Here is a 20,433-nt window from a genome sequence, read left to right as displayed (position 1 = left end):
AAAAGATCCAGCATTCCCTTTTTCCCCCTACATATTTCCAAACATTTATGGCTCAAAAATCAGGGTTGCGCTTTCATAGCGCAATTGTTATCATCATCCTAGCTTTGAGCACCAGCATAAAAACTCTATAAAAAAGGCGGTTAGTAAAATGGCACAGCCCTATGATTTGCCCCTTGATCAATTGCGGGAATATACGCCGGCCCTGACGCGTCGAGCGGATTTTGATGATTTCTGGACCGCGACGCTAGCCGAATTAGCCGCAGTACCGCTTGCTTATGAGCGCTCTGAACTGAACTATCCGGTTAAAGGCTTAAAGGTTTACCGCGTGTTCTACCAAGGCTTTAATGATGCGAAAATCGAAGCGATTCTCGCTTTGCCCGTACAGGCGGAGCCGCTCCCGGGCATCGTCTCTTACCACGGCTATAATTGGTGCGTTGATGGGGATATTCATGATACGGTTAACCTTGCTTTGAAGGGCTATGCCGTACTGAAAATGTTCTGCCGAGGCCAGCATGGCGAGAGCGAGGACAATGTTGTTTCATCTAACGGCCATGTAGCCGGTTGGATGGCGAAGGGCATCCAGAACAAAGAGGAGTATTATTACCGGGCCGTCTACATGGATGCGGTGCGCGCCATTGAAGTATTAGCCGCTATGCCCGAGGTTGATGCCAGCCGAATCGCCGTAACCGGCGGCAGCCAAGGCGGCGCGATTACGCTGGCGGCAGCCGCCCTATCGGATGTGCCTAAGCTGGCGGTTGCCGATCACCCGTACCTCTCGCATTTTGAGCGCGCAATTGACGTGACGCCGCGCGGACCTTACAGCGAGTTGAACGACTACTTCCGCCGCCACTCCGGCAGCCCTTTGATCGAAGCTAACGCGAAGGACACGTTAACCTATTTCGATATTATGAATTTGGCACCGCGCATTCGCTGCTACTCCTGGCTGACGATCGGGCTCGTCGACGATATTACGCCTCCATCCACCGTCTTTGCCGTTTACAACCATTTGGCATGCGAGAAGGACATCGCTGTCTATCGCTACTTCGGGCATGAGCTTGTGCCTGGCTCCATTGCGCCGCGCCTGCAATTATTTATAGATTATTTGCAAAAATAAAGTCGTAAAAACGCCAAAGGACACCTGTACACGACCCCCGTGCGCAAGTGTCCTTTGTTATTACATCTGATGCTGATGAATCAGGTCCCGCTTCAGCTCCCATAACGCTACGCTTAAATTAACGCGATACGCTTCAGCGTTCAGCTTGCGCAAATATTGCGGCCAAAACAGCTCGAACTGTCCGCTATGATAAGTGCGGATTTGCTCCAAGCTCGGAAGCTTGTACACTAATTCCCCCTGCATAAAAATCGGTTTTAAAAGCGGGATCGCTTCATAGCCTTCAATGTATTTGTGTATATAAGGATGAATGGGATCGAATAGCTTAATTCGTTCTCCCCTTGCGAGATGCTGTTCATCTCTAAGCGTAATATAATCCGCCTCCGCTTTCCCGGTTTGTGTATTAATGATTCGGTACAGCCCCTTAAAGCCTGGGGTCGATACCTTCTCCGGGTTAGCCGAAATTTTGATAACCGGCTCGTAGCCGCCGTTCTTCTCACGCGCGACCAACTTGTACACGCCGCCAAGCGAAGGCTGATCCGTAGCGGTAATTAGCTTCGTCCCTACGCCCCAGACATCAATCTTGGCTCCCTGTGATTTGAGATTAGCGATAATCGCTTCATCCAAGTCGTTAGAAGCAACGATTTGAACGTAAGGCAATCCCGCTTCATCCAGCATCTTACGCGCCATCTGCGACAAATACGCGAGATCGCCGCTATCAAGGCGGATGGCATTCATCCGTTTTCCTTGTTTCTCTAATTCATGGGCAATTTTAATGGCGTTCGGAACTCCGCTTTTGAGCGTATTATAAGTGTCAACCAGCAGCGTCACATAGTCAGGCAGCGAATTCGCATAAGCGCGGAACGCATCTTCCTCCGTGTCATGACCCTGTATCCAAGAGTGCGCATGCGTTCCTTTGGCAGGGATACCGAACAGCATGCCCGCTCGCATGTTGGATGTCGCATGAAAGCCTGCAATATAGGTAGCCCTTGCTCCCCAAATGGCGGCATCCGCCTCTTGCGCGCGCCTTGTCCCGAACTCAAGCAGCACATCATCCGGCGCCACCTGTTTAATCCGTGCAGCCTTCGTCGCAATCAGCGTCTGGTAGTTCATGACATTAAGAATCGCCGTTTCCACAAGCTGCGCTTCAAATATGCGCGCCTCCACGCATAGCAGCGGCTCGCCGGGAAAAACCAGCGTTCCTTCTTCCACCGAATAAATATTGCCCGTAAAACGAAACTCGCGCAGCGCATCCAGAAACTCCTCTTTGTAGTTCTCCTCCTGCGTGCGCAAATATGCAATTTCCTCATCGCCAAAATGGAGCGAGCGGATATAATCGACAATTCTCTCTAGTCCCGCAAATACGGCAAAGCCGTTGCCAAAAGGCAGCTTCCGGAATGAAGTTTCGAATACAGCCTTTTCATTCATCGTTCCTTGCAGAAAGTGCGCGTACATCATATTGATTTGATACTTATCGGTATGAAGTGTCAAATTCGTATAGCTCATCCCATTAACTCCCTTCCTTTAGTAATCTTTCCTGAAGTCGGATCGATCACTCTGAAACAACAAAAAATACGCCCGTGAGAACGTCATAGCCGTCTCCATGGCGCATTATGATTTCAGCTTTTGTCCGCCTGATAATTTTTGATTCGCTTTGCTGATTCGATCGATTCTCGTTTCAGCCTTCTTCGCCGATTCAATCCAGCTCACGCATTCTTTCTGACCTGAGTAGGCGAGGCTTGCCGCGACCTGCGATTTTTGCCCAAAATGCTCTTCCACGTCAAAAGGAACCGTTACATATGTCCAAGCCCCGACTGCTGCCGGCTTCACCAAAACCGCTTCAAAATTAAGGACTTTCATTTGAACCAGCCCTTCTCTTTAAAACGAGTAATCGCTTCAATGCGGTTGCTGACATCAAGCTTATCGAGAATGACGGAAATATAATTGCGGACCGTTCCCGTCGTAATGAACAGCTCGCTTGCAATTTCCTTCGTGTTCTTCCCGTCTGCAACGAGAACAAGCACTTCCTTCTCCCGCTCCGTTAACGGATTTTCCTGGCCGTATGCCTCATCCACCAGCTCGGAGGCGAAGATGCGCCGTCCCGCCATCACGCTGCGAATCGAATCGGCAAGCTCCTCGCTTGGGCTGTCCTTCAGCAAGTAGCCGCTCACGCCTGCTTTGAGCGCACGTTCAAAGTAGCCCGACCTTGCAAATGTCGTCAAAATGATGACCTTGCAGCCTTGCCCCTTAAGCTCCTCGGCAGCATCAAGCCCCGTCTTTGCCGGCATTTCAATATCCATAATACAAATGTCAGGCTTATGCTGATGAACTAAACTAATGGCGTCTTCTCCGTTGCTCGCTCTTCCGACGACCTTCATGTCCTCTTCCAAATCAAGCAGAGAAGAGAGGGCGCCAAGCAGCATGCGTTGGTCCTCGGCAATAACGATTCGAATCATAACCCTCAATCCCTTCGTTCGCAAAGCGTTAGTTTTGTTTAATGACATTCGGAACCCTTATCACGAGCTTTGCCCCGTCTTCATTGACGATATCGAGGCTGCCGTTTACGAATTCAAGCCGCTCCTTCATGCCTTGAAGGCCATGCCCGCCGTAATTTCGAGCCTCATCGGGAATACCGACGCCGTTGTCCTTTACCTTAAGCAAAAAATCGGTGCGCGAGGATTCAATCGCAACCAAGCAAACCGTTGCCCCGCTATGCTTCACGACGTTCGTTACCGCTTCCTTCAAGCACATGCTGAGTACATTTTCGGTCAACAGATTCGTTTGTCCCAGCTTCAAATCGCCCTCAAGCTCGAACTCGATTTCGGCCGCCTTCAAAATCTGCTTTACCCGAAACATTTCGTCCTCAAGCCTTGTGCCGCGCATTTGCGTAACCATTTCCCGCACTTCCTTTAATGCCATTCTCGCCGTCTGGCGTACGTCATTAATTTCAGCTTGGGCCTGCGCCGGGTTTTTGACCATTAGCTTTCCTGCCAGATCGCTCTTTAAGCCGATGAGAGAAAGCTTTTGTCCAAGCGTATCATGCAAATCACGCGCGATCCGCTGTCTTTCCTCAAGCTTAACCAGCTCTGATATTCGCTTATTCGCATCCTCTAGCTGCCCTTCCAGCTGTCCCTGCTTATTCCGGCTGTACGTGTTGAAGGGAAGGAGAATAACGACGATAAGGCTGATCAGGATGAATGGGAACTGTGTGAAAAATAAGGAGTTTTGCGTGGCAAAGCCGTAATTGACCGTAACGAACGTACTTACGATATGAATCGTATACAGCGTGAAGAAGCCAGCTCGATTCTGAATATTGCCAATAAAGAAGGCCAAAAAAATCGAAAAATAGACGTAGCTGAACAACATCGTCATCGCAATCGATATGACGATTTGCACACTCGTCCAGAAGTATACGAGCCATCCTTTGGAAACGAAGGATAACCGATAACAAATAAAGAACAGGATAATCATAATAATGCCGGATACGACCTCGTAAGGCGAGGAAGATCGGAATATAAAGTAAAAAGGCAAGATACAGAAGACTACCCATACGTAAGGGCTCAGACCTGTATTTTTATGAAAAATCTGATACCACTTGTTCATGGTCGTCCACCCTTTTTTTGTGCCATGCTTTGATTGCGATTGTTGTTGCCTTCATTTTATCATATACGTTTGTACAAGTATTTATTTTCCTTGCAAACCATAAACGCCAGAAGCCAGCCTTTTACGGCATGGCTTCTGTGAGTCGATGCTATATCACGGTCTAAACTTCAAGCTTGGGACGCGTTGTTTTGAGCTTCTCAGAAGCCTTTTCCATTTTCCGAAGACGCTGCTTGATCCCTTTGAAGCTGACGAATTTTTTGTCCGTTTCATCCCATAGGCGGAATTGAAGCGACTCCAAGCTCTCGCTAATCGTAATGGTCGTCGCTTTGTGAAGCGGCGGCGTCGCATTATGCGCCTTCTCCAAGTTATAATTCGGCACTTTCGGGCTCAAATGATGAACATGGTGGAAGCCGATGTTTCCTGTGATCCATTGCAGCACTTTTGGCAGCTTATAGTACGAGCTTCCATCAACGGCAGCTTTCACATAGCTCCACTCATCTTCATTTTCAAAATAGGAATCCTCGAATTGATGCTGCACATAGAACAACCAGATGCCGAGCAGTCCCGATACGAAGAACACAGGACCCTGCACAAGCAGAAACGCTTGCCAGCCGATCGCCCAAATAAGCAAAGCATACACGCCAACGATCAATGCATTCGTTAAATAAGTATTCATCTTTTCTTTGCGACGTGCGCCTTTTACGTTAAAACGGTATTGAATAAGGAATACGCCGATTGGACCTAGTCCAAACATGACGAGCGGGTGGCGGTACATGCGATAAGCGATGCGGCGCATTAGCGGCGCTGCAGCATATTCTTCAACCGTTAGAATCCACAAATCGCCAACGCCGCGTTTATCGAGATTGCTGCTCGTTGCGTGATGAATGGAATGGGAATTTTTCCACTGTCTATAAGGAACAAGCGTAATAACGCCCGTAATGGTACCAATGATGTCATTTGCCTTTTTGCTCTTGAAGAACGAGCCGTGGCAGCAGTCATGGAAGATGATGAATGTCCGAATCACAAAACCGGAAGTAAGCAGCACCAGAGGAACCGTAAGCCAGTACGATATCGAGAGACTATAGTAAGCGGCATACCAGAGCAGAACAAGCGGCACTAAGGTGTTAATAAGCTGTCTGATGCTCGACTTTAAATCCGTTTTCTCAAATGGGGCAACTTCTTTCTTCAGGTGAGCATGTTTCGGCTCTGTCATCGCATTCTTCCTCCTCAATATGACGCTTGGAGAGTATCCCGGACGTCTAACGCAGTATTCTAACTTTATTGTAAAGAAAAGTGTCAGGTCATCACAGTCATAAACGTCAATACGAGGACATGACAAATGTCATATAGCGAGCTGGAAAGTTACCGGATTAATGTATCAAGTCCCAGAAAACAACAAAAAAGAGCTGTCCGAAAGAAGCTGCGCTTCTTCCAGATAGCCCTTTAACATCATTTTGGATTAAATTGCCCAATTTCCTTTACGGAAGATCGGTACAACCTTGCCGTCCTTCGTAATGCCGTCGATATCCATCTCGGCGGAGCCGATCATGAAATCGTTATGCGTAAGGCTCGCGTTGACGCCGTGCGCTTCAAGCTCTTCCGGGGACATCGTCTTGCCGCCTTCAATGTTGAAGGCATAGCCGCTGCCGATTGCAAGGTGATTCGAAGCATTCTCGTCAAACAGCGTGTTATAGAACAAAATGTTAGACTGTGAAATCGGCGACTCATGCGGTACGAGCGCGACTTCGCCAAGATAATGCGAGCCCTCGTCGATATCGACCAGCTGCTGCAATATCTCTTGCCCTTCCTCGGCCTCAACCTTCACGATGCGGCCATTCTCGAACGTCAGCTTGAAGCGGTCAATAATGTTGCCGCCGTAGCTTAATGGCTTGGTGCTTGAAACATAACCGTTCACGCCCGTTTTGAGAGGTACGGTAAATACTTCTTCCGTAGGCATGTTCGCCATGAACGGAACGTTGTCTACGTTCGTGCTGCCCGCAGCGACCCAAATATGCGTCTCAGCCAATTCAATCGTAAGATCAGTGCCCGGAGCGGTGTAATGCAATTTTTGGAAACGGTTCTGGTTAAGCGTCTCGCCTTTGCTATGTAGGGTTGCGTTATGCTCTTCCCATGCTTTGACCGGATCAGCCGTATGCAGCCTGACGGAATCAAAGATTGCCTTCCACAGCAGCTCAACCGCTTCTTCTTCTCCTGCTTTAGGGAATACTTTTGTTGCCCATTGCTTGCTGGCAGCCGCAACGACGGTCCAGCTTACTTTGTCAGACTGAATCGCTCTGCGGAATTCTTTTAGCCCTTGGCCCGAAGCCTTCTGGAAGTTCGAGATACGGCCCGAATCGATTCCTTTCAGCAAATCAGGGCTTGAGGAAACGATGGAAATAAATGCGGCGCCGCGCTCCACGAACGAATTGCGCTTGCCTGTCTCCCATTCCGGGAACCGCGTGAACACCTCATCCGCCGCTTTCTCATATTTCAATCTGGACAAGGAATCATCTGTCCAATCCACATGCACATTGCTCGCGCCTGCTGCATATGCTTTGCTTGCGACAAGCCGAACGAGCGCCGCATTATCGACAGCTCCCGTTATGAACACCTCTTGTCCTTGCTGTACGTTCACGCCGATCTTAACGATTAGTTCCGCATACTTATCTAAATGATTTTCAAACCCGCTCATCATTCATAATCTCCCTTCCATGATAACGACTAGGTACTCGGTAAATCCATGCTATAACCTAAATTGTATCGAATGAAGAAGCCTATAGTCAAATTACGCAAAGTAGAGCAGCATAAACAAAGATCGTCCTCCAGACTTGCCGGAGAACGATCCTTATTAAAGCTTCTGTTAAATTGCTATTCCACGGCCGTCCATATCATTTTGGCAATTTCGGCGCGCGTTACATTCGCTTTTGGCTCAAACCGGTTGCCTCCCTTGCCGTTAACAAGTCCGAGCGCTTGCGCTGCTTCAATGGACTCCCGTGCCCAATTCGAAGCTAATGCAATATCGTCGAATGCTTTGCCAGCAGGGGCTGCTGCGCTTGCAGGGTTCACATACGCATAAACTCTCATTAAAATCGCTGCTGCTTCTTCGCGTGTAATCGCGGCATCCGGTCTAAATTTACCTTGATCGCCCGTTACCAGCCCAAGCTCAGAAGCTTTATTGACATATGCCGCATAATATTTGCCGGAAGCAACATCTGTGAACGCATTTGCTTCAGCTTTCGCATCGAGGAAGCCCAGCGCCTTCACTGCAATAACCGCAAAGTCTGCACGCGTTATCGCTTTGCTTGGCGCATAACGATTCGCATCGACGCCGGTAACCGCATGTTTGGCTGCCAATTTCGAGATGAATGGCTCTGCCCAGTGCCCGGTTACATCCGTAAACGTTTTGCGATATTCAAGAATTGCATAATGAGAGAAATGATTCGTTACAAAGGTTACTTTGTTGCCTTCAAACGTACTTGGCACATATTCTGATGTGCTGCCGTTTAAGTAATACACACCGGCATAATCAATATCAAATGCCTTTAGCTCGTCTGAGGAGAGCGTGCGTGTTACCTTAACCGGTTGATTAAAGTGATGAACGGTTTCAGCGGTGCCGCTGCTGTTTACGCTCTTCAGCTCCAGCGTATAGACAAGTCCGGTCGCAGCAAGGCTTTTGTTTTGTTCTACAGCCGCTCCAGTCGCCGAGGTCGTCTCATCCGTCGCTTTGACGTTCATGATCAATTGTATGCTGCTCGCTTGTACGGCAGCTTCCGGAAGCGCTCCGGCTGGCAAATCCAGCGTTACGGTTCCGGAAACGATACGAATGGGATGCGAGCTTTGCTGCAGTGCTCGAACACCCTCTCCGGCAAGCTCAAGCAAGCTAGCTCCAGCCGATGCTGGCGAAGCGAGTCTCAATTCAATGACCGCGTTTGCCGCTGCGCTGCTAATCGCTTTCTGAATCGCATCTTTGTCTAGCTTAAAGCTGCCGTCCTTGCTTGCTTCAAGCTCAATAACAGCTTGAGCCCCACCGCCTGGTTTAGGTGTTGGCGACGGTGATGGCGTTGGCGTCGGCGTTGGTTCGCCTGGATCGGGATTTGATGCGCCTGTAGAGAAGCGCCAAACGTCCGAGAGCGCTAAACCGCTATGCTCATCCTCAGCTACCGCATACCATTCATATTCGGAATTAGAGTCCAAACCGCTCCATAATGTCGATGCTTCCGTACCGCTTTCAGCGTTTACTGTCTCTCCAATTTGGTTGCCCGTATAGACGCGTACGCCAAAATAGTCCGTTGCAACACGTTTGGTCGTTGCGCCTAGATCCAAATCAAGCGAGAATTCATCCTTGCCAGGAAATTCTTTAGGATCGTAGTAATTGTAATCATCAAGCGTAGGTGAATAAGTCTTAATATGCAGCTTGTTATTTTTCATATCAAATTGCATCAGTCTCATATAACCAAGACCGCCATCCTCTGCGCCTTGGTAATCAGCAAGCATTTGATACACCGTACGGTCAGCTACACCGTCGCCGTTATCGTCAATCGCATCCGACTTCAGCTCGGCATCGTGATAGTGGCCCGATAGCGTAGCGAATACGTTTTTGTTAGGAAGAACAACCCGCTCATACACCTTGTCAGCGATTGGCGCGCGGTTGCCCGATACAAGCAGATATTCATGAAAAGCCAATATCGCCTTGCGGTTCGGGTATTGCTTCACGATCTTGTCCATCCAGTCGATTTCAACATCGCCAAGGCCCCAGCCCATATAGACGATGATAAAATCGTTTCCGCCTGCCGATACCAAATCATAATGCCCCATGTTGTTCTTATAAGAGCCGCCGAACGTTGGCTGGTCCTTGAAGCGGTCCTCGCCAAACCATTTCCAGTAGTCTAAGTAAGAGCCTTTCTGATGATCAACGTCATGGTTGCCGGCTAATACGCCGTAAGGAATTTTTGCGTCATCAAGCACCTTCATGTTTTTATCCGCTTCAATCCACTGATATTCCTTGTCCGATTCATCTACGATGTCACCGGTATGGATGACGTATTTGATTTTGTTATCAGCCAAATGATCGCGAATCCAAGCTACATTGTCGCGGTAATATTGGAAATAAGTCTCGGAATAATATTGCGTGTCTGACATCCAGACGAAAGAGAAATCATACGGATCGTCAGATTCCGCAACCTGATCCTGCACCATGACCTGAATGCTGTTTCCATTTCTATATTGGCCAGCCTTCACCTCAGCGCCAAGCTCAAAATCCTCGTTGCCCGCTACGACCGTATCCAGCATCTCCCACTTCCCAGCAGAAACGCTCCATGCATACAAGCTGACTTTCCGGCCTTCAAGCGATTTACCCTTCCAGCTGATTTCAACCAGATCCGAATCGACGACCGAATGATCCAGCGTAATCTCAAAGCGCTGATACGGGAATTGCTCTACCGAGTCGTCTACTAAGTATTGTCCGTCGATCTTGCCAATTGCCTTATATTCCTCTTCTGCAAAAGCTTTCTCTCCGGCAGGCGCCATCTCCTTCGGCGGCTCAACATCCGCTGCGTTGCGATATGCTTTGAAGCCGGCCTTTGCGTTCGCATCATATTTGAAGCCTTGGAAGAACAGAACCTTCATGCTGTCACCCAGCGGATCCTTCACGTTGACCGACAGCTTGACCGAGTTGCCCAGATCAGCTGCATCCTGCTGAGGCGAAACGAGCTCTGGCGCAAGCGGATTTTCATCCGGCACTGTAAAATTCACCTTAGCGGCAGCTGTATTCCCAACCTGATCCGCAGCCGTTACTTCAAACGTGTGCGCTCCATGCGCAAGCTTAGCGGAAGACGTCGGGAAAGGCAGCTCGATTATTTTGCCGTCAAGCATGGCTTTCGTTTCCTTTACTCCTGCAATCGCATCGCTAACGTCTGCGTCAATTACGAATGAACCGCGATAGTCTTTCCCCTCTGTTAATGACGGCTTGATCACAGGAGCGGTATTATCGACCTTCACCTTGCGGCTAATCGTACCCGCTGCATTATGGCTGAGCGCAATCGTATGCTCGCCATCCGCCGTTTCTTTCGTGTCCCATTTGTAAGCTTTTGCATTCAGCTTTGCATCCGGAATCGCAAATTTAAAATCAACAAATTCATGCTTGCCCGCGCTGTCGCCCATTTTAATAGAAGCGGTCTTGCTTGCAAAGGCAGGATCATAAATTTCAGTGCCGTCCGCAAGCACGAGGCGAACATTGCGCACCTCAAAGTCATCCTTATTCTCATCCGGACGATCATCGAACGGTCCTGATTTGGAGCCCGCGTAAATGGACAATACATTCTCGCCTAGCTTAAGACGATCCGCGGAGATTGGAACGGACAATGTAGACCAAGACGGGATAGGATCAAGGAAGGTATGCAAAATTTCCTTGTTTTGAACAACCGCGTTTTTGAAATAATAATCCGCGCCTTGCACCTCGAAAGCAAAGTACGCATCTCGTTCCACGGCGTTGTAAGTGTCCGTATTTAATGCCTTGCCGTCAATGGATAGCGTAAGCTCGTCGGCTGCAGCTGCCTCAGCTGTTCCCCGCAAAATTTTGGTGCCTGCAAGGATATCCTCGTTCGATACGTTGAGCCGCAGATCCGAACGATCCGCCCCGCCAAGAATAGTTACTCGCTTTGGATGGGTCGTTACCGTATTCGTACCGTCGGATACCTCAAAATAATAGTCCATATATTTGCGGCCAATAAGCTCCGGTGAGAACAACGTGTGATGATACAAGCTGTCATCATAGCTTTTGGTCAAATAACGTTTGGTATAGTCCGTTTGAATATCGGATTTATAATGCAGAAGGACGGTCTTCACGGATTGCTCGTCCTTTGCGTCGCCTATTATTTCAAGTGACTTGGATTGGTCGACCTCAGCCGCCGCCGTTAAATCATCAATCGTAGGCGGTATAAGATCCGCCACAACATGAACCGGCTCAGCCGGAGCTTGCCCTGCAAGAATACTGCCTGGCGTCGCTGCCGTGCGGCCAGGACTGTATTTGATCATCGTCGTGGTGCCGTCTGCCGGATATTTATAAAAAATGCCTTTATCCGCTTTCGTTTCTTCGTCGTTATCGTAATAAGCAGCCGTTATTTCTATTCCGCTGTTCGTTGAAATGACGATCGCGCGTTTTCCGCCATTCGCCATGCCATCGCTGTAAAGCTTGAATAGATTAACCCCTTCCACAAGCTGCGTGCCGCCATAATTGGCATTAAAGCTAGCCGCTGTCGCAGCGGTATTGTAGCTATTAATGACCCAGAATACGGCCGTCTCCCGAGCCGGAATAATGATATCTTCATTAGCGGTTGGCCAAATGACATCTGCCGAAGGGCCGGAATCGGTATAGCGGTAGCGTATTTTGTAATCCTTCAAATGGATAGGAGCATCGGTGTTATTGTATACCTCCGCGAATTCATATCCGTCTCCGCCGCCAATATTAGTCGAGTCTGGCACAAGCTCTGTCAATAGCAGCGCCGGAGCCTTCTGCGAGTCAAACTTCTCTGTATTTACGGTTACCGGATACTCGGCGGTCGTTGCTTTATGAACGCCGTCGCTGGCTTCAATATAATAAAGCATCGTAGCTTCCGTAATCGCTGAATGAGGAATAAGTGCCTTATAGCTGCCAGCCGTGTACGAAAGCGGAGCCGCCGTGAATTGCTGCTGTGAAACCGTCTTGTAATAAATAGAGGCCTGAAGCGCCTCCGGCTTCTCGTCCGTTATGGCAGCGGAAACTTGGATGCCGCCTTCAATCTTAGCGTAGCTTACCGATGAGACAACCGGCGCAGCATCAACCGTCTCCGGCAATTTCACCGTTTCAGCCGGAAGCTGCTCCGAAGCATTGGTGCCGGGCGTTGCAGCCAGCTTCCCTGGCTGGTCCATCATTCGCATCTGCTTGCTTCCATCAATCGGATAAGCATAAAAAATGCCTTTGTCGGCAACGGTTTGCTCATCGTTTTGGTAGGATGCGACGGCAATATCGACGCCGCTGCCGTCTTTTATAACCAAGTCCCTAGCTGATCCGTTTGCCATGCCGTCATACGTTTGCGTAGGAAACAGCGTTTTGTTCGGGACGAGCGCTGTTCCAAACAAGGCATTGAAATCATCTGCGGTGTAGCTGCCGTTGAACTTGTTCTTCACCCAAATGACGATCGCTTGGCGTGATGGGATAAGCGCGGCATCCGCCGTTTCGAGCGCCCATGCCACATCGGCGCTTGGGCCTTTGTCCGGGTAACGGTAGGCTAAGCTGTATGTTTTGAAATCAATCGTTTGATCGGTATTGTTATAAATCTCAATAAATTCAAATGCGTCGCTTCCGCCGCTATCCGGCACGTTTGTGCTATCGGGCAGCAGCTCCGTAATAAGAAGCGGAGGAACTTTGCTGTAATCAAAAACGTTCGTTTTCACCGTTACTTGATAGATCGAGGTTTTCGACGTCTCAACGCCATCCGATGCCTCGATATAGTAGTTCAACTGCGACTCGGTCAGCTTTTCTTTTGAAATGACTGCTTGAAAGCTGCCGTTCTCGCTTGTCATCGCCTGCTGCGTAAAAGCAGCATCCGAGCTGTTCTTATAGTACACGCTAGCAGTTACCGTAGCGCCCGATGATGCCGTGATTTGCGCGGAAACCGTCAAGTCGCTCTCATACGTTGCGTTCGTTACTGCCGCGTGCGCAATGGCCGGAGGCAAATGAGGCTCGCCCGGAACCTGCGCGGGGTCGACGACGCCCGGTGTTGCCGCCAGCTCGCCTGCTCTTGCCATCATGACCATATTTACGCTTCCATCCGTAGGATACGAGTAGAAGATCCCTTTGTTTTCTTTCGTTTGATCATCATTCTGATAGGAGGCGATTGATATGATGTTGTTTGCCTTATCCTTGATAATCAAGTCGCGAGGCGCACTGTTGCTCATGCCGCCGTCCGTTTTCATCTCGAATACATTTACATCCTCCGCCAAGGATGAGCCATAGTTCGCATTGAACTGGCTTACGGTAAGAGCTGGATTTAGCTCATATATCGTTTTGCCCTTCACCCAAAAAACAACCGGCTTATGAGAAGGTATCATCACTTCTTTGTCCGTTGACAACGTCCAAGGAATGTTCTGCTCGACATTGGAAGAATCAAAATAGTGATAGATCAGGTTATAATCCTTAAAATTAATCGGCTGATCCGTATTGTTATAAAGCTCGATAAACTCATAAGCGTCCGCGCCGCCCGCATTTTTCGAATCAGGCACCAGCTCTGTAATCATAAGAGCAGGACCGTTCGCTGCTTCTATCGTCTGCGGCTGTGTCAAAGCTTCTTCCGCAAAGCTTGGCTGCGCTAGCGCTCCGAATAACATGGTCGTTAGCGTCACTGCCGATATCCATTTTTTTATCCGTCTAGGCATTGCTTTCACTTGGATAACACGCTCCTCAAGTAATTTCAGCCCGAATTCGGGCGCAGGAAAGCAAGCGAAGCCTGATTAAGCTCCGCCTTATCTGCTGCTTCCCTGTTTATTGCTGGACGTACCTCTTATAAGCCTGCTCATAGATACGCATATACTCATCCAGCCCCATTGTCTCTAAGGTAGACGTATAGCGGTCCCATGCCGTGAACGGAACATTGCCATTCACAAATTTCAATTCCATATCGCTAACGTAGCTCTCCATATCCGCCCCGATGGTAGACATAAACAAAGCCTCGTCCTCGGTAAAATTGAATTTTCCCCACACTTCCTTTATCGCATCCGGCTTTGCTTTCTCCGCTGCTGCCAGCGCTTCCGGCAAGGATTCCGAACCCTTGAAGTAGGATTGCCGCACAAAGCCCGGATAGCTGCCGCCCAGCCAAGTGACATAAGGCATAAGCGCCTGATCCTGCGTTAAGCCGTCCGAATGACGGGTGATGGAATCGACATATTCAAGCGTGCCGTCAGGCTTCTCGGTATAGGTTACGCCCTTCTCTCCCATGAAGAAAAAGGTCGCTCCCTCCTCGCCAAAAAAATAATCCATCCAGCGTACCGTAGCTTCCGGATAACGATTGGCTCTCGTTATGGCGAACGCCCCTTGATGGACAAGCGGAACTTTCATTTGCGTATAGAGATGATCGCCATGCGGTCCTTGCAGCGCTCCGAGGCCGACAAATTCATCTCTTCCCATCACCGTTGCCGGATTTGGGACAATCGCAGCGCCTAACAAACCGTTTTTTCCTTTCGCGTTCAACGCGCTTTCTTTAATGGAGAAAATCTCCTTGTCCAGCAGCCCGTCTGCCTTCAAGCCATGAATATACTGCAGCAGCTCCTGATAGGCTGGCAGCGACTTGGTGAATCTCAGCTGCCCTGTTGCGGGATCAACATCGACCAGCTTATGCCCAAGTCCCCGGTTGCCGAGTCCCCAAGCTCCCTTTAACTGATTGATCAGCGTGCCTATGCCGACGCCGCTATAGGGCACCTCGTCATGGATTCCGTTTCCGTTCAAATCCGCAGCTTTCACTGCGAGCAAATAGGCTCGAAACTGCTCCGTCGTTTTGGGTTCAGCCAAACCTAGCCTCTCCAGCCATTCTTTGTTCACCCAAAGCGGCGTTCCGATCTGCATCGACAAATAGTCCGGGTCATAGAAGGACGGAAACGAATAGATATGGCCATCGGGCATCGTAAGCCCTTTGCGCAGAATCGGATACTTGTCCAGCAGCGCTTTGAAATTAGGCGCATATTGTTCGATTAAGGCATCAAGCGGAATAAGCACACCCTGCTCGCCATACTTCGCCAGCTCCTCCGATGTCAGCCGTGCCGAATAGAAGGCATCGGGCAACGGCTCGCCTGCTAGCGCCAATGCCCGCTTATCCGCCAAAACCTCGAAGGGTACAAGCTCAAATCGCACATTCACATTCGTAAGCTTCGCATAGCTTTTCCAAACGAGTGTTTCCTCGAAGGGTTCGCCATTGTTCGGAGATTTACCGGTGAAGAAGGTGAGCGTTATCGGTTCTTTCACGATAGGCATACCGGCCTTGCCGCTTCCTTGCACGTTATCCCGATTCTGCAGCGCTGGGCTGATCGGCGCTAACGGAGCCTCGCCTCCACACCCGGCAATTGCTGCCACTGCCAAAATCCACATCGCAATCACATATCTAATAGGCTTGTTCACCCGCAAGCAGCTCCTTCTCATCTCACTCCCCGTTAGATCTGGATCATGCTGCAGTCCGATCTTATAACGGAGCGTTTATTTTTGTGTATCATCGTTTCTTTCGATAGTTGCCCTTTCTTTAGAAACCGCATTAACAATGGAAATTTCAGTATAAATAGGCACTAGACCGAAGCATTAACGGCCTCTCTTTACAAAAAATCAAAATGGCTGACATACCGCTGGACCCATGCTTGCAGTAACATAAAGAGAGAGCCCGTCCCATACACCATCGTTCAGTCCTCATGCCGAAAGGAGCTTATTGCCGTGACACTCCGACGCTATTTGCCGTCACGCTCGCTTTTTGTTACGAGCTTGCTATGCTTTATATGTATCATAGTTTTGTTTTCGCTGTTTAACGGACTTAGCTTTACGTTCTTTAAATCAAAGCTGGAGCGAGAAATTATCGCCTCCAACCGGATGCTGCTTGAGCATACAGCAGAGCGTTACGCCAACCATTTCTCTAGGCTGGAGACGCTTCTCTACAATAGATACAAGAGCAAAGAAGTGCAGAGCTTCAACCGGCAAATCCGCATGTTCGGAGAAGCCGATACCGACTACCTGACCGCTAGCAAAATATCAGCAGGACTTCGGCCCGAAGCCAATGATCCGCTGTTTTATTTAGAGAGCCTTATCATTCATTTGGGGGGAAATGCGTTCGCGGTTGATCAGGAAGGCAGCAGCAGCGCGGAGGATATGTTCGAGAGAGCGTATGCGAGCAGTACTTATCCTTATCCATTCTGGCAAGATCAGCTGCTTACGGCGAGCTCGCTCACTCTTTTGCCTGCTGCGATATATAAGCATTCTGTGGAATTGCCTGCGAGCAGCACGCTCATGCCGCTAGTATTCAAGCTCCCCGGCGATGACTATCAAATCATCGCTTTGCTCGACATGGATAAGGCCCGGCATGCGTTCTTTGGCGATTCATCCACTCAGCAGCTTGCCATATTAGACGACAACGGGCGTTTATTGTACCCTGCCGAAGGAGCCTCCGCACTAACTGCCATACCGGAATTCAATAAGGGTCAAAAACATATGCTCCGGGATGGGAAGTACTGGTTTAGAGCTACCGATTCAAAGGGTCTTACTTACATATCCGCTGTTCCCGCCATTGAAATCACGTCGAAGCTTCGCAAATGGAACGTCCTTGCCGCTGCTTTGGCCGCTATCATGCTGCTGGTTGGCTTAGGCGCATCCATTCTCTTCAGCAAAAAGCTGGAACGTCCGGTCAAGCAGCTTATCGCTGCCGTCACGAACCGTCATGCGGATACGGCGGATACGGTACAAAGCCAAATTAAAGAATTCACGTTTATTGACCGCAGCATCAAGGAGCTGCTCAAGGAACGCGAGGAAGTTCAGGCGAAAATGACCAAACAGCGCTCCATCTTAACGAGCTTCGGTTATATTAGCCAGTTGAAAAATATTAACGAGGATATTGTGGAATGGGAACAATTTTTGTCCACGAATGAGAGCTATACAGTGGTGTTATACGAGCTGCGCTTTCGCAGCCCCGTGCTTGGCGAGCTTAATATCAGGCCGGAGCAGGCTTCACTTGCCATTCGTGAGCATATCCGCCTTATTGCCACTCAGCATTGTCCGGACTCGCATACGTTTCAAATGGAGAAAAATTATATTTTGACCGTAGTCAAAGGCAGCCAAAAGCATGAAACCGGAGAGATGCTGGGGGAGCTTAAGGAAATGCTCGACCTAAATAAGCATTATTGCCTAGTGACTGTTGCGGTTAGCTCGCGATTCGAGCATCCCTCCCAGTTCAACTATGCCTACGAGCAGGTGCAGGCGCTTGCAAGGCAAGCCTGCCTGTTGGAAGAAACGCAGCTAATTACAGAGTTCCGCGAAATACCGGATATGGTTCGTTTAACGGCGATGCAGGAGCAGGAGCTTGCTGCCGCTCTTCAAGCCGGACAGGGAAATGAAGGATACAAGCTACTTGCGTATATGCTGGATGAAATGTACAGCCGAGGGGCGTCTGCGCTCCAATACGAAACTTTCGCTGAGCATGTGTATGCCATGGCGATATCGCTGCTGGAGCAGCAGCGCATCGAGGCCAGCCAGTCATGGTCGATCAAGCCGATTCATTACCGGCTTGCTGCCTGCTGTACGCTGGAGGAATATAAGGATGTGCTTTACCGGCTTATGGAAGCGTCGGGGGAGCTGGTGAAGGAGAATAAGTCGGACGCTGCCGCCGACCCGATCATCGCGCGGGTTATGGCTATCATTGAGACACAATTCGCTGAGGAGCTGTCGCTTGATTATTTGGCTGATAAGCTGAACATGTCGGGCGCTTATCTCTCCGCTTATATTAAAGAAAAAACGGGCATCAATTTCAGCGAGCATCTGAACAGCATTAGAGTCGCGAAGGCGAAGGAGCTGCTGACCGGCACCACATTAAATATTAATGATATTAGCCGCCAGGTTGGATACCATAATATTACTTCGTTCAACCGCATGTTTAAGAAAGTAACCGGGTTTGCGCCAGGTGAGTTCCGCAAGCAGCATGTGCTGGAGAGGCAGACGGGATAGCCGCTTATTATTTATACTCTACTGCAACCCATAATGAATATTGATTGCTCTTGCCTCCTCCATAACTCTTGACCGCAGTTCAGCAGGCTCAATCGCTACAATGCGCGAGCCATAGCTTAATATAATTTCGCATGCGGACTCCAGCCCTTGAAATTCAACCGCTGCTGTTAGCCAGCCCTCCTGCCCGGAGGGCTGGCTTTCGATTATTTTGACATATCGCTCCTTGGACAGCCGTGTTAGCACCGATTCCAATACGTTCACCTTGGCTGGATATTGCGGCAGCCGCTGCTTGAACTCGCCCACAGACTGCTCCCAGTAAGCCGCCAAATCGAAATCCGAAGGCCGCTCAAACCTCTCCGCTAACACCTCAGCTCCCAAAAGGCGCGAGATGCGGTAAGTCCGCATCTCGCCCTCTATTTCGCCGACCAAATACCATACGCTGCGCTTGGCCACAAGGCCTAACGGGCGAATGATTCTCTCCGCTTCACCATCCTCCCGCTGATAGCGCAGCCGCAATAGGCGTTCCTCCCATACCGCCTCCTGCGCGACAGACAAGAGAGGCATAAGCTCCTGCATTTGGTGCCAGCCCGCTCCGTCGATATGAATTTTCTGCCTTGCGAGAGCAGCTCCCTTGCTTACTTCTGCCGGAGAAGCTGCAAGCAGCTTCTGCACGGCGGCATCGTACTGGCCTTCGATTCCTAGATCACCAAGCAGCGCAGAGTGGCTGGCGACGAGGACGGAAACCAGCTCATCCGTATGCATGCCGGTCAAATTGGTCCGATAGCCCTCGGACAACACCCATCCCCCATGCTGCCCTCTCTCCGCATACACCGGAACGCCCGCTTCGCTTAACGATTCCATATCGCGAATAATCGTCCTCTCGGATACCTCAAGCTTTTCTGCCAACGCCTTCGACGTCATCTTCCCGTTGTTTTGCATCAATAATACGATTGCGATTAAGCGCCCCGCTCTCATGCGCCCTTCCTCCTCTGCCGCTCACATTCTTTTTTATAATTGTAGCATGAATATATGACAGGAGCTGTCGTATATCGTTTGCTAAACTGACAAAGAGTAAACCTTATAACGATGATTGGAGAGATCAGGATGAAACCATTACAAGGTAAAATAGCTGTCGTTGCCGGCTCCACACGCGGCGCAGGCAGAGGCATCGCAGCAAGTCTAGGGGAAGCGGGCGCGACGGTATATTGCACGGGCAGAAGCATTCGCGGCCATGCCTCTGACCTGAACAGGGCGGAAACCATTGAGGAAACAGCAGAGCTAGTCACGGCACGCGGCGGTATCGGCATTCCGGTCAAGGTTGATCATACGGTGGAAGAGGAAGTACAAGCGTTATTCGAGCAAATCAACATGGAGCAGGACGGCCAGCTTGATCTGCTTGTCAATAATATTTGGGGCGGAGAGAAATTAACGGAATGGGGAAAGTCATTTTGGGAGCATTCGCTTAGCAAGGGGCTGTTAATGCAGGAGCGTGCGGTGAAGGCGCATCTGATTACGAGCCATTACGGCGCGCCTTTGATGGTTAAGAGGAAAAAGGGGCTCATCATTGAAGTAACCGACGGGATCGATTACCGTTATCGCGGGAGCTTATTTTATAGTTTGGCCAAAATATCGCCGATCCACCTTGCCACCGCTATGGCAGCCGATTTGCAGCCATTTGAAGTAGCCGCCGTTGCGGTAACGCCCGGATTTCTTCGTTCGGAGGAGATGCTGGACCACTTTGGCGTGACGGAGGACAACTGGTTTGATGCGGTGCACGGCGGCAAGCAAGATGCCGAGCATTTCGCCCAATCGGAAACGCCGTATTTCGTCGGCCGCGGGATAGCTGCGCTTGCAGCAAGCAAGGATCTTTTGGAGAGATCAGGTCAAGTTTTCCCAAGCTGGCAGCTGTCCGATGAGTTCAACATCATCGATGTTGACGGCAGACAGCCGCACTGGGGAAATTACGCGAAGCAGCATGGTTTCCTGTAATTCATTCCAT

The 20,433-nt window shown here is 49.8% G+C and carries 12 protein-coding genes; 3 read left to right on the top strand and 9 right to left on the bottom strand.

The window, feature by feature from the left end:
- The first annotated feature begins 148 nt into the window (after positions 1-148).
- Entirely contained in the window at positions 149-1,114 is a 966-nt protein-coding gene (locus ADU23_RS13035) for an acetylxylan esterase (RefSeq protein ID WP_053374133.1), read from the top strand.
- Between the two features lie 60 nt (positions 1,115-1,174).
- On the opposite strand, the gene ADU23_RS13030 is transcribed toward ADU23_RS13035, so the two are convergent.
- The 8 genes from ADU23_RS13030 to ADU23_RS12995 all read right to left on the bottom strand — a co-directional run bounded on the left by ADU23_RS13030 (position 1,175) and on the right by ADU23_RS12995 (position 15,827).
- Positions 1,175-2,617, bottom strand: coding sequence for a nicotinate phosphoribosyltransferase (locus tag ADU23_RS13030; RefSeq protein WP_053374132.1), 1,443 nt, complete (start codon positions 2,615-2,617; stop codon positions 1,175-1,177).
- Positions 2,618-2,722: 105 nt separating this feature from the next.
- Positions 2,723-2,971, bottom strand: coding sequence for a YdeI/OmpD-associated family protein (locus ADU23_RS13025; RefSeq protein WP_053374131.1), 249 nt, complete (start codon positions 2,969-2,971; stop codon positions 2,723-2,725).
- A complete protein-coding gene (locus tag ADU23_RS13020) occupies positions 2,968-3,567 on the bottom strand; it encodes a response regulator transcription factor (protein WP_053374130.1) in 600 nt (199 codons plus the stop codon). The genes ADU23_RS13025 and ADU23_RS13020 overlap by 4 nt, the downstream gene beginning before the upstream one ends.
- A 28-nt stretch (positions 3,568-3,595) precedes the next feature.
- Positions 3,596-4,714 carry a sensor histidine kinase gene (locus ADU23_RS13015; RefSeq protein ID WP_053374129.1) on the bottom strand — a complete coding sequence of 373 codons (1,119 nt, stop codon included), beginning with the start codon at positions 4,712-4,714 and terminating at the stop codon, positions 3,596-3,598.
- Between the two features lie 160 nt (positions 4,715-4,874).
- Complete coding sequence (locus ADU23_RS13010) at positions 4,875-5,927, bottom strand: fatty acid desaturase (RefSeq protein WP_053374128.1); 1,053 nt, start codon at positions 5,925-5,927, stop codon at positions 4,875-4,877.
- 246 nt (positions 5,928-6,173) lie between these two features.
- Positions 6,174-7,406 carry an aminopeptidase gene (locus ADU23_RS13005; RefSeq protein ID WP_197286150.1) on the bottom strand — a complete coding sequence of 411 codons (1,233 nt, stop codon included), beginning with the start codon at positions 7,404-7,406 and terminating at the stop codon, positions 6,174-6,176.
- 176 nt (positions 7,407-7,582) lie between these two features.
- On the bottom strand, positions 7,583-14,125 hold the full coding sequence (locus tag ADU23_RS13000; RefSeq protein WP_231637598.1) for an S-layer homology domain-containing protein: 6,543 nt from the start codon (positions 14,123-14,125) through the stop codon (positions 7,583-7,585).
- 106 nt (positions 14,126-14,231) lie between these two features.
- A complete protein-coding gene (locus ADU23_RS12995; protein WP_053377609.1) occupies positions 14,232-15,827 on the bottom strand; it encodes an extracellular solute-binding protein in 1,596 nt (531 codons plus the stop codon).
- A 333-nt stretch (positions 15,828-16,160) separates the two neighbouring features.
- Here ADU23_RS12995 and ADU23_RS12990 point away from each other — a divergent pair, with 333 nt between their 5' ends.
- Positions 16,161-18,434, top strand: coding sequence for a helix-turn-helix domain-containing protein (locus tag ADU23_RS12990; RefSeq protein ID WP_053374125.1), 2,274 nt, complete (start codon positions 16,161-16,163; stop codon positions 18,432-18,434).
- An 18-nt stretch (positions 18,435-18,452) separates the two neighbouring features.
- On the opposite strand, the gene ADU23_RS12985 is transcribed toward ADU23_RS12990, so the two are convergent.
- On the bottom strand, positions 18,453-19,409 hold the full coding sequence (locus ADU23_RS12985) for a helix-turn-helix transcriptional regulator (protein ID WP_053374124.1): 957 nt from the start codon (positions 19,407-19,409) through the stop codon (positions 18,453-18,455).
- A gap of 129 nt (positions 19,410-19,538) precedes the next feature.
- On the opposite strand from ADU23_RS12985, the gene ADU23_RS12980 reads away from it, so the two are divergent.
- Entirely contained in the window at positions 19,539-20,423 is an 885-nt protein-coding gene (locus ADU23_RS12980; RefSeq protein ID WP_053374123.1) for an SDR family oxidoreductase, read from the top strand.
- Positions 20,424-20,433 lie beyond the last annotated feature (10 nt).

Origin of the sequence: Paenibacillus sp. FJAT-27812, assembly GCF_001273905.1 — a bacterium.
Taxonomy (GTDB): domain Bacteria; phylum Bacillota; class Bacilli; order Paenibacillales; family Paenibacillaceae; genus Pristimantibacillus.
The sequence above is the reverse complement of the archived record's forward strand: the minus strand, read 5'-3'. Positions and strand labels throughout refer to the sequence as shown.